Source organism: Streptomyces sp. ActVer (assembly GCF_027270795.1).
Lineage (GTDB): Bacteria > Actinomycetota > Actinomycetes > Streptomycetales > Streptomycetaceae > Streptomyces > Streptomyces umbrinus_A.
Genome location: NZ_JAPWHT010000358.1, coordinates 1 through 10,771, shown reverse-complemented (window position 1 = coordinate 10,771; position 10,771 = coordinate 1). Strand labels below are relative to the sequence as shown.

General features: G+C 69.9%; 8 protein-coding genes and 1 pseudogene. 1 reads left to right on the top strand and 8 read right to left on the bottom strand.

Annotated features, from left to right (window positions below; all coding sequences use genetic code 11):
* Positions 1-193 precede the first annotated feature (193 nt).
* From O3Q52_RS39230 to O3Q52_RS39215, 4 genes are all read right to left on the bottom strand, one after another.
* A complete protein-coding gene (locus O3Q52_RS39230) occupies positions 194-964 on the bottom strand; it encodes a GNAT family N-acetyltransferase (protein ID WP_269653346.1) in 771 nt (256 codons plus the stop codon).
* 250 nt (positions 965-1,214) lie between these two features.
* Entirely contained in the window at positions 1,215-1,964 is a 750-nt protein-coding gene (locus tag O3Q52_RS39225) for a succinate dehydrogenase/fumarate reductase iron-sulfur subunit (RefSeq protein ID WP_055611311.1), read from the bottom strand.
* A complete protein-coding gene (locus O3Q52_RS39220) occupies positions 1,961-3,913 on the bottom strand; it encodes a fumarate reductase/succinate dehydrogenase flavoprotein subunit (protein ID WP_269653345.1) in 1,953 nt (650 codons plus the stop codon). Before O3Q52_RS39220 ends, O3Q52_RS39225 begins: the two co-directional genes overlap by 4 nt.
* Position 3,914: 1 nt before the next feature.
* A complete protein-coding gene (locus tag O3Q52_RS39215; protein ID WP_269653344.1) occupies positions 3,915-4,586 on the bottom strand; it encodes a succinate dehydrogenase in 672 nt (223 codons plus the stop codon).
* Between the two features lie 130 nt (positions 4,587-4,716).
* Between O3Q52_RS39215 and O3Q52_RS39210 the strand changes: the two genes are divergently transcribed.
* Positions 4,717-5,601, top strand: coding sequence for a LysR family transcriptional regulator (locus tag O3Q52_RS39210; protein WP_189839307.1), 885 nt, complete (start codon positions 4,717-4,719; stop codon positions 5,599-5,601).
* A gap of 188 nt (positions 5,602-5,789) precedes the next feature.
* Here the strand turns inward: O3Q52_RS39210 and O3Q52_RS39205 are convergent, their stop codons facing one another.
* From O3Q52_RS39205 to O3Q52_RS39190, 4 genes and pseudogenes are all read right to left on the bottom strand, one after another.
* On the bottom strand, positions 5,790-7,925 hold the full coding sequence (locus tag O3Q52_RS39205) for a bifunctional diguanylate cyclase/phosphodiesterase (protein ID WP_269653343.1): 2,136 nt from the start codon (positions 7,923-7,925) through the stop codon (positions 5,790-5,792).
* Complete coding sequence (locus tag O3Q52_RS39200; RefSeq protein ID WP_269653342.1) at positions 7,922-8,734, bottom strand: SAM-dependent methyltransferase; 813 nt, start codon at positions 8,732-8,734, stop codon at positions 7,922-7,924. Before O3Q52_RS39200 ends, O3Q52_RS39205 begins: the two co-directional genes overlap by 4 nt.
* 470 nt (positions 8,735-9,204) lie before the next feature.
* Positions 9,205-10,188 carry an SCO0930 family lipoprotein gene (locus O3Q52_RS39195; RefSeq protein WP_269653341.1) on the bottom strand — a complete coding sequence of 328 codons (984 nt, stop codon included), beginning with the start codon at positions 10,186-10,188 and terminating at the stop codon, positions 9,205-9,207.
* Between the two features lie 280 nt (positions 10,189-10,468).
* A pseudogene (locus O3Q52_RS39190) lies at positions 10,469-10,771 on the bottom strand (hypothetical protein); the annotation flags it as partial.

Below are 10,771 nucleotides of genomic sequence, written 5' to 3'. Positions count from 1 at the left end.
GGACGTTCCCATGCCCCGACGCGCACGCCGCCACGCCGTGGGCGCGGCACCTTCCCGAGGCCCGGGCCCGGGAACACCGGGGTGCTCACGCCCGGGCTGACGAGTGTCGTGGTGCCGCCCCGACGCGGGCGGAGTTTCACGGCCACGCGAGACACGCCCGTCGCACCCATCGCACCCATGCGGGACATGGTGATCACGCCGGCACGAGCGACAGGAAGTGCCGCAGGTAGCGCGGGTTGACCCGGCGCATCGACAGCAGCACGTACAGGTCGGCGACGCCGAAGTCGGGGTCGTGGGCCGGTTCCGCGCAGACCCAGGCGCCGAGGCGGAGGTAGCCGCGCAGCAGCGGGGGCAGTTCGGTGCGGGCGGGACGGGTGACGCCCTCGGCGCTCCACGGCAGCAGCGGACGTACGCGGTACTCCTCGGGTGCCAGGTGCTTGTCCCGTACCCGGTCCCAGGTGCCCGCGGCGAGCGTGCCGCCGTCGGCGAGCGGGATGGAGCAGCAGCCGGCCAGCCACTCGTGGCCGCCGTCGACCATGTAGCGGGCGATCCCGGCCCATATGAGACCGATGACCGCGCCGTCGCGGTGGTCCGGGTGGACGCAGGAGCGGCCGACCTCGACGAGCCCGGAGCGGATCCCGGCCAGCGGTCCGAGGTCGAACTCGCCCTCCGAGTAGAGCCGTCCGGCGATCGCCGCGCGGTCGGGCGGCAGCAGCCGGTAAGTGCCGACCACCTGCCCGGTCGTGGTGTCGCGTACGAGCAGGTGGTCGCAGTACGCGTCGAAGGCGTCGACGTCGAGGCCCGGCTGCGAGGAGGAGAGCAGGGCGCCCATCTCCCCGGCGAAGACGTCGTGACGCAGCCGCTGGGCGGCGCGGACGTCCGCCTCGTCGCGGGCGAGGGTGACGGTGTAGCGGGTGGGGGCCGTCGACAGTGGGGGGCTGTCGAGCGTGGAAACGCCGGTCATGGCACTCTCCTGGTCACGGGCCGGTTCGGCGGAGCGGCGCGGCGGACCGAAGCGAACGGTCCGTGCGCTCCTGTTCTTCCGACGCCGGCTGACCGGCGAGTAACCCCCGGAGAGAGACCGGGTGTGAGCTTGTTGAATGCCAGGGGTGCCTGGTAAGGCGGGGGTGTCCGTGCCCCGTAAGGGGCGCGGGGAACTGCGCGACCAGCCACATCGGACCCGCAGCCCGCAAACAACCACGGCCCCTACGGCGCTACCGCTTACCCGCCTTTCGAGTCGCCCGCAGCCACTCCTTGTTCATGCCCGTGATGGAGACGAGCGGGATGCCCTTCGGGCAGGCGGTGGCGCACTCCCCGGCGAGCGTGCACCCGCCGAACCCCTCCTCGTCCATCTGCGCCACCATGTCCAGCACCCGGGTCTCCCGCTCGGGCGCACCCTGCGGCAGCACGTTCAGATGGTTGATCTTCGCCGAGGTGAAGAGCATCGCGGCCCCGTTCGGGCAGGCCGCCACACACGCCCCGCAGCCGATGCACTCGGCGTGCTCGAAGGCGAAGTCGGCGTCCGGCTTCGGCACGGGCGTCGCGTGGGCCTCGGGCGCGGCGCCGGTCGGGGCGGTGACGTAGCCGCCGGCCTGGATGATCCGGTCGAAGGCGGACCGGTCGACGACCAGGTCCTTGACGACCGGGAAGGCGGAGGCGCGCCACGGCTCGATGTCGATCGTGTCGCCGTCCTCGAAGGACCGCATGTGCAGCTGGCAGGAGGTCGTGCGCTCCGGCCCGTGCGCGTCGCCGTTGATGACGAGCGAGCACGCGCCGCAGATGCCCTCGCGGCAGTCGTGGTCGAAGGCGACCGGGTCCTCGCCCTTGAGGATGAGCTCCTCGTTGAGGGTGTCCAGCATCTCCAGGAAGGACATGTCGGCCGAGATGTCGTCCACTTCGTACGTGGACATCGCTCCGTCGGCGTCGGCGTTGCGCTGCCGCCAGACGCGCAGGGTGAGCTTCATGCGTAGCTCCGCTGGGTGGGGTGGACGTACTCGAAGACGAGGTCTTCCTTGTGCAGGACGGGGGCTTCACCGGTCTCGGTGAACTGCCAGGCGGCCGCGTACGAGAACTCCTCGTCCCGACGCTCCGCCTCCCCGTCCGGGGTCTGGGACTCCTCGCGGAAGTGACCGCCGCAGGACTCGGCGCGGTGCAGCGCGTCGAGGCACATCAGCTCGGCGAGCTCCAGGTAGTCGACGATGCGGTTGGCCTTCTCCAGCGACTGGTTGAACTCCTCGCCGGTGCCGGGGACCTTGATGCGCCGCCAGAACTCCTCGCGGATCTGCGGGATGCGCTCAAGTGCCTTGCGCAGCCCCGAGTCCGTACGCGCCATTCCGCAGAACTCCCACATCAGCTCGCCGAGTTCGCGGTGGAAGGAGTCGGGGGTGCGGTCGCCGTCGACGGCGAGGAGCAGCCGCAGCCGGTCCTCGGTGTCGGCCAACACCTCCTGGACGACGGGGTGTTCGTCCGTCACCTCGTCATGGTGCGGGTTGCGGGCGAGGTAGTCGTTGATGGTCGACGGGAGGACGAAGTAGCCGTCGGCGAGGCCCTGCATCAGCGCGGACGCGCCGAGCCGGTTCGCGCCGTGGTCCGAGAAGTTGGCCTCGCCGATCGCGAACAGGCCCGGGACGGTGGTCTGGAGGTCGTAGTCGACCCAGAGGCCGCCCATCGTGTAGTGCACGGCGGGGTAGATCCGCATCGGCACCTCGTACGGATCCTCGTCGGTGATCCGCTGGTACATGTCGAAGAGGTTGCCGTACTTTGCCTCGACCGCCTTGCGGCCCATGCGCCCGATGGCACCGGCGAAGTCGAGGTACACGCCCTGGCCGCCGGGGCCCACTCCCCTGCCCTCGTCGCAGACGTTCTTCGCGGCGCGGGAGGCGATGTCGCGCGGGACGAGGTTGCCGAAGGAGGGGTAGATGCGCTCCAGGTAGTAGTCGCGCTCGTTCTCGGGGATCTCGTTCGCGGGGCGGTTGTCGCCCTTCGCCCTCGGGACCCAGATCCGGCCGTCGTTGCGCAGCGACTCGCTCATCAGCGTCAGCTTGGACTGGTGCTCGCCGGTGCGCGGGATGCAGGTGGGGTGGATCTGGGTGAAGCACGGGTTGGCGAAGTAGGCGCCGCGCCGGTGGGCCCGCCAGACCGCGGTGGCGTTGGAGTTCATGGCGTTCGTGGAGAGGTAGAAGACGTTGCCGTAGCCACCGCTCGCGAGCACCACGGCGTCCGCGTAGTACGTGTCGATCTTCCCGGTGATCAGATCGCGGGCGACGATGCCGCGCGCCCGCCCGTCGACGACGATCAGGTCGAGCATCTCGGTGCGCGGATGCATCTCGATGTTGCCGGCGGCTATCTGGCGGGAGAGCGCCTGGTAGGCGCCGAGCAGGAGTTGCTGGCCCGTCTGGCCGCGGGCGTAGAAGGTGCGGGACACCTGGACGCCGCCGAAGGAGCGGGTGTCGAGGAGGCCGCCGTACTCGCGGGCGAAGGGCACGCCCTGCGCGACGCACTGGTCGATGATCTCGACGGAGATCTGGGCGAGCCGGTGGACGTTCGACTCGCGCGCCCTGAAGTCCCCGCCCTTGACGGTGTCGTAGAACAGCCGGTGGATGGAGTCGCCGTCGTTGCGGTAGTTCTTGGCGGCGTTGATACCGCCCTGCGCGGCGATCGAGTGGGCGCGGCGAGGGGAGTCCTGGTAGCAGAACTGCACGACGTGGTAGCCCTGTTCGGCGAGTGTGGCGCCGGCGGAGCCGCCCGCCAGACCCGTGCCGACGACGATCACGGTGTGCTTGCGGCGGTTGGCGGGGTTGACCAGCTTGGCCTCGAAGCGGCGGGTGTCCCAGCGCTCACCGACCGGTCCCTCGGGGGCCTTGGTGTCGACGACCGGCTCTCCGGTCGTGTACTCGGCGAATTCAGCGGTCATGTCAGCTCACCACTCCGGTCATCACGCCCACGGGTACGGCGATGAAGCCCGCCGTCAGCACCAGCGCGAGCACGTTGGCGATGGTCTTGAAGGCCCGGTCGCGGGTGCGGCTGCCCACGCCGAGGGTCTGTGCCGCGCTCCAGAAGCCGTGCCGTACGTGCAGACCGAGCGCGAGCATCGCGACGATGTAGATGACGTTGCCGTACCAGGTGGAGAAGGTGTCGATCACGTTCTGGTACGGGCGTCCGGACTGGAAGCCGTCCGGGTGCACGGTGCCGGTCGTCAGGTCGAGGATGTGCCAGACGATGAAGAGGCCGAGGATGATCCCGCCCCAGCGCATGGTGCGGGTGGCGTAGCTGGCCCGGGGCTTCTTGTGTACGTACTTGGTGGGGCGCGCCCTGATGTCGCGGCGGCTCAGCTGGTACGCGGAGACGGCGTGCGCGACGACGGCGGCGACCAGGACCACGCGGATGATCCACAGCGCCCACTCGTAGTGCAGGAAGGGCTCGCCGATGGTGCGCAGCCAGTGCGCGTAGCGGTTGAACTCGTCCGACCCGAAGAAGATCTTGAGGTTGCCCAGCATGTGAACGACCAGGTACCCCAGCATGATCAGGCCGCTGACGGCCATCACGGTCTTCTTGCCGACGGACGAGTCCCACATGGTGCGCGTCATGGACGGTTTTCGTTCCGTCCGCGTTGCCAGAGCCATGGAACGCACGCTAGGGCCGGGAGGGCCGATCGGTCCAAGACATGGAGCAGCTCGATTCGATAGGCCCTGGCTATCGTGGGCGTATTCTTGGGGCATGCAGTTCCAGCAGCTCCAGTACTTCGTGGCCGTCGCCGAGACGCGGCACTTCACCCGGGCCGCCGATCTGGTCCATGTCGCTCAGCCGTCGCTCTCCCAGCAGATCAAGGCTCTGGAGCGGGAGTTGGGCGCCGATCTCTTCCTCCGGGCCCGCGGGAACATCACGCTCACGGACGCGGGCGAGGCGCTGCTGCCGCTGGCCCGCCGCATCCTGGCCGACGCGGACACGGCCCGGCACGAGGTCCAGGAGCTGGCCCAGCTGCGCAGCGGGCGGGTCCGGCTGGGCGCGACGCCGAGCCTGTGCACGGGCCTGCTGCCGGATGTGCTGCGCGCCTTCCACGACCGGTATCCCGGCATCCGGCTGCTGATCGAGGAGGGCGGCTCGCACGATCTCGTACGGGAGCTCGCGCGTGGGGCGCTCGATCTCGCCCTGGTGGTGCTGCCGCTGCCCACGCCGTCGCCCGCCCTGACCACGGTGGAGGTGCTGCGGGAGGACCTGGTGGTGGTGTCGTCGCCGGAGGCGTCGGCGCCGGGGGGTGGGCGGCGGTCCGTGCGGGTTTCCGACCTGGAGGGTGAGCGGCTGGTGATGTTCCGGCACGGGTACGACCTGCGGGAGCTGACCGTTGCCGCGTGTCGCTCCGCCGGGTTCGAGCCGGATTTCGCGGTGGAGGGTGGGGAGATGGACGCGGTGTTGGGGTTTGTCCGGGCGGGGCTGGGGGTGGCTGTGGTGCCGCGGATGGTCGCTGCGCGGACCGGGCGGGGGTTGCGGGTCACCCCGCTTGCCCGGCCCGGGCTGGCTCGGACCATCGCGCTGGCGCACCGCAGTGATGTGGCTCCGCCTCGGGCTGCGCGGGAGCTTCAGCGGATGCTGCTGGAACGGTGAGGCTCCGCCGGGGGGCGGTACCCGGGGACACCGTTCTGGTTGAGCGCCGTTCGGGGGTGCGGGTGCGTGGGGGCTGGTAGCACAGTTCCCCGCGCCCCTGAAAAGCGGGGCTGCGCCCCTGGCTTTCGCCTTTGGGGGCGCGGGGAACTGCGCGCTCAGCCACGATGCGCCCGCACACGCAAAGGCACTCAGCCCGTCGCGTCCACCAGTGCCAGCTCGTGGAGGCGGTCCGGAGGCCCCGGGCGGGCGTAGTACCAGCCCTGGGCCGTGTCGCAGCCCAGTATGCGGAGTTGTTCGGCCTGGGCCGCTGTTTCGACGCCCTCGACCGTGACCCCGAGGTCCAGGCTGTGGGCCAGGGAAACGATCCCTTCGACGATCTTGAGGTCGACGGGATCGGCCGGGAACTGCTGCATGCCCTGGGTGAAGGAACGGTCCAGCTTGAGGATGCTCACCGGGAGGCGACGCAGGTTGGCGAGGTTCGAATAGCCCGTGCCGAAGTCGTCGAGGGCGATGTCGACGCCCATCTCGGCGAGCCGGCGCAGCGGCTTGAGCAGGTCGTCGTCGGCGCCGATCAGGGCGGACTCGGTGACCTCCAGGCAGGGCGAGGACGGGTCGAGCCCGATGCGCTCCAGGATGTCGACCGTGTCGGCGACCAGGCCGGGATGGGTCAGCTGGCACGGCGAGAGGTTCACGTTGATGCGCAGCGGACCGGCGTCGGCGTGACGTTCCTGCCACTCGCGGGCCTGGCGGACCGACTGCTCCAGGACCCAGCGGCCGAGCGGCACGATCAGGCCGGTGTGCTCAGCGAGCGGGATGAACCGGTCGGGTCCGAGCACGCCGTGCTGCGGATGCAGCCAGCGCACGAGAGCCTCCGCACCGCGAACGCTGCCGTCGCCGAGGTGGACGAGCGGCTGGTACTCGATGAAGAACTCGTTCCGGTCCAGGGCCGCGGGCAGCGCCGTGGTGAGCCCGTGCCGGGTGATGGCACGGGCGTCGGCCTCGGGGTCGGCGAGCTCGTAGCGGTTGCCGCCCGCCGACTTGGCGCGGTACATCGTGATGTCGGCGCTGCGCAGCACCTCGGCCGGGCCGCGCTCGCCCGCCGGGCCCTCGACGATGCCGATGCTGCCGCGGACGGTCAGTTCCCTGCCGTCGATGCGCACCGGTGTGATCAGGGCGTTCATGATGCGGTCGGCGAGCGCGTCGACCTCGCTCTCGGTGTCGGGCCCGGTCGTCAGGGCGACGAACTCGTCGCCGCCGAGCCGGGCGACCATCTCGCCGGGCGCGGTCGCGCAGGACTGCAACCGGTCGGCGACCTCGACGAGCAGCCGGTCGCCGGCCGCGTGCCCGAGGCTGTCGTTGATGGTCTTGAAGCCGTCGAGGTCGAGGTAGCAGAGACCGAAGCGCATGCCGTCGCCCGCCGCGAGCGCCTTGTCGAGCCGCTCGAAGAACAGCGTCCGGTTGGGCAGTCCGGTGAGCGCGTCGTGGGTGGCCTCGTACCGCAGCCGCAGGTTGAGCAGCCGCCGCTCGGTGGTGTCCTCCATGAGGGCGAGCTGGAACTGGGGCCGGCCGTCCGCGTCACGCAGCAGGGAGACGGTGAGGTTGGTCCACAGAACCGTTCCGTCGGGCCGGTAGAAGGCCTTCTCCACGTGGTAGTGCTCGCGGTCGCCGCGCACCAGCTCCTCGTAGAGCCGCCACACCTGGGGGGCGTCCTCGGGGTGGGTCCACTCGGTGACGTTGCGGCCGCGCATCAGCTGCTCGGTGCCGCCGAACATCCGCAGCAGGGCGTTGTTCACCTGCAGGATGTTGCCGTCGAGGTCGGCGACGCCGATGCCTATCGCGGCGCCCTCGAAGACCGCGCGGAAGCGTGCCTCGGTGGCGTGCAGCGCGTCGGCCACCACGCCCTGGGCCTGGAGGGCGGCGCGTGCGATGGACTCCTGCTCGGCCAGCGTCCGTTCGCGCAGCGCGTGCGCGAATCCGGCGGCCATGGCGTGCTGCAGACGCGCCGAGCGGGTGCGCAGGGCCTCCTGGGACCCGTCGCCGCCGCAGTAGAGCACCAGGTAGGCGTCGACGCAGTCGAGTGTGCGGCTGAGCGCCTCTGGTTCGGTGCAGTGCGCGTCGATGAGCGCGGCACCGACGGCCTGACCCTCGGCCGCCTCGAACGTCCTGGCCCGCAACGCCTCGCTGAGCCGCCGGGCGAGCGGCACCAGGCGCTGCTCGAACTCCGGCCGGGTCAGGGACGTCGCGGTCGCCGGGAACACGGCCCGGCTCCAGATCGTCGCGAACCTGCGCAGTCTGTCCTCCGGCCCGTCCGGCTCGGCGGTCACGCCTTGCGCCCCACGCCCGCGAAACCCGAGTAGGAATAAGGATCCTCGTCCTCGGACGCCGAGTCGGGCCGCCATTTCGCCATCGGCACCAGTCCGGGTTCCACCATGTCGTACCCCTCGAAGAACCGCGCGACGTCCTCGCGCGAGCGCATGATCAGCGGGTTGCGGATGTCCTTGTAGACGTCGACGGCGCCCTCGGCCCGCTCCTGGGAGAGCGGGAGTCCCTCGTACGAGGCGTGCGAGACGACGAACAGGCTGCCGGGCGCCAGTGCGTCCCGCAGCTCTGCCACCGCCCCGTACGGGTCGTCCGCGTCCTCCACGAAGTGAAGTATGGCAACGAGAAGGAGTGCGACTGGCTGATTCAGGTCTATCAGGCGCTGAACCTGAGGACTAGCCAGGATCTCCTGGGGCTTGCGGAGGTCGGCGGCGACCACGTCCGCGTCCTCGTTTCCGGCCAGGACGGCCGTGCTGTGGGCCACGGCGACCGGGTCGTGGTCGACGTACATGACGCGTGCGCCGGGGCGGGCACTCTGAGCCACCTCGTGGACGTTGCCGAAGGTGGGGATGCCCGAACCGATGTCGAGGAACTGGGCGATGCCCTCGTCGGCCGCGAAGCGCACGGCGCGGCGCAGGAACGCGCGGTTCGCCTGCATGATCTTGGGAAGTCCCGGCATGAACTCCATGGCCCGGCGCGCGGCTTCCCGGTCGACCTCGAAATTGTGCGATCCGCCCAGGTAGTAGTCGTAGACGCGGCTCACGCTGGGCACCGAGATGTCGATGCCACGTGGGGCCCAGGCGGGACGCTCCATCTATCTCTCCAAGGCGTAGACGATCCGGTGTTCGAGCTGAGGCTACTGATCGCCCGCCAAAGGAGCGAGTGGAAACGGAAATTGACCGTCCGTTCCAGGTCACTGCCTCCGGCAAGTGCCGAATTGACCGCCTTCCGAAATCGCACCGAAGCATTCCAAAGAGTTCCGGGGAAACTGCGCAGCGTTACGAGGAAGCGCCCGGAAAACCGTTCACGCGACCGGGTCCGGCCGGATGTGAAAAAGCCGATTCGCCCCCTCCGTGCGGTGCGGAGGGGGCGAACCGGTGGTTGTGCACACGTTTTCCGAACTTTCGGCACTCTCCTTCTCTGTGCGTTCACGTTCTCTGTGCGTTCACAACCTTCCGCGCTTCGAACGTCGCCTCCCCTCCGCGCTTCGTGATCGGTGTGTCTCGGTGACCAACCTGGGGAAGTGGTCGTCTGCTTGGCTGCTTCGTGGTTGCTTCGGCCGGACTACTTCGGCTTGCCGAGCGGCTTGCCCTCCGGGGAGATGGCGTACCACGTGCCGCCGACGCCCTGGCCGTTGGTGTCACCGGGCTTCTTGTCGCCCGCGAAGGTGTAGAGCGGCCAGCAGTCGATGCTCTGCTGCTTCAGGCCGTCCGGGCGGTTGTTGACGACGTATCCGCGCCGGCCGTCGTTCTTGTTGTCGATGCCCTTGGTGTCGGCGGCGTCGACCGGCGCGACGACCGGCCACTTCTCCAGGCACTCGCCGACACAGTTCGACTTCATCGGCCAGGGGACGTCCTTCTCGAAGCGGTAGACCGTCATGCCGTTCTTGTCGACGACGACCTCACCGAGCTCGGGGTCGTTACGGGTCGACAGACCCGGCAGGTCCGCGGCTTCCGCGCTGCCGCCGGCCGCGGCCTCGCCGCCACCGGAAGCCTTCTTGCCGTCGGGGGCCGTCGCGTACCAAGTGCCGCCCACACCCTGGCCCTTGGTGTCACCGGCCTTGGTGTCCTTCGCGAACCGGTACAGCGGCCAGCCCTCGTAGGTCAGCTGCTTGGAACCGTCGGTACGGGTGACCTCGCCGAGCAGGGTCTTGTCAACGCCGATCGGCGCGGTGGCGCCCGAAGCCGGAACCGGCGGCCAGGCAGTGGCGCAGTCGCCGTCACAGTTCGACTTCGGCGGCTCGGCCGTGTCCTTGTCGAAGCGGTAGAGCGTCATGCCCGCGCTGTCCGTGACAACCTCACCGAGCTTGTCGGTGTCCGCCACGGCAAGCTGTCCGGCGCTCTGCGTCTGGGCGCCCGCACCGGTGTTGGTGCCGGTGCTCGGGCTGGCCGCGGCTCCCGCCGAACCGTAACCATTGGCCGCGGGAGCCGCGCCCACGTTCTGGCTGCCGGTCGAAGTGTCCGCCTTGTCCTGACCGCACGCCGTCGTCAGCACCAGCACTGCCGCAGCTGACGCTACGAGTGAGGCGCTCCGCCAGGAGGTCTTCATTGGTAACTCCCGCTGTCTGCTTAGGTGTTGCGGCGCTGATCCACACCGCGTATGGCCCTAGGTACGGGTGGGAGTGCGGTGAGTGTTCAAAGCGCGCACAAATTTCTTTCTGGTAACGCCCGGGAAGCCTGCTTTTGGTGGGGCGTGGGAGGCCCGTTCGGGCGCGTGACGGCAAGCGCGTGAGCCCCCTTGTACCTCCTTCGGGGCAACCTGAGCGCACTCTCGCGCGCGCGAGCGCGTGAGGACCGATGATCTCCGTCGTGCCTGGACCACTACGAACTCAGCCACGGCCCGGATGCGCCCTCGTCATACGCCTGCTGATGCTGCTCGCGCTGACCTGGATCGCCGGTGGCGCGCCCGCTCCGGCGGCGGCCGACTCCTGCGCGTACGCCGCCACGGGGCCCGGCGGCAACGGCACGGTGGCGGTGGCCGTCGCGGGGACCTGCCCCACGCCTACGCCCACACCGACGCCGACCCCGCCCTGTCCGACTCCGGAACCGTCCCCTCCGCCGAAGCCCACGCCCAAGCCGACTCCGACGCCCACACCGACGCCCGACCCGCCGCCTCCCCCACCGCGGCCTGC

Coding starts and splice junctions, on each gene's coding strand:
- O3Q52_RS39230 (WP_269653346.1), bottom strand. CDS start 964: ATGACCGGCGTTTCCACGCTCGACAGCCCCCCACTGTCGACGGCCCCC.
- O3Q52_RS39225 (WP_055611311.1), bottom strand. CDS start 1,964: ATGAAGCTCACCCTGCGCGTCTGGCGGCAGCGCAACGCCGACGCCGAC.
- O3Q52_RS39220 (WP_269653345.1), bottom strand. CDS start 3,913: ATGACCGCTGAATTCGCCGAGTACACGACCGGAGAGCCGGTCGTCGAC.
- O3Q52_RS39215 (WP_269653344.1), bottom strand. CDS start 4,586: ATGACGCGCACCATGTGGGACTCGTCCGTCGGCAAGAAGACCGTGATG.
- O3Q52_RS39210 (WP_189839307.1), top strand. CDS start 4,717: ATGCAGTTCCAGCAGCTCCAGTACTTCGTGGCCGTCGCCGAGACGCGG.
- O3Q52_RS39200 (WP_269653342.1), bottom strand. CDS start 8,734: ATGGAGCGTCCCGCCTGGGCCCCACGTGGCATCGACATCTCGGTGCCC.
- O3Q52_RS39195 (WP_269653341.1), bottom strand. CDS start 10,188: ATGAAGACCTCCTGGCGGAGCGCCTCACTCGTAGCGTCAGCTGCGGCA.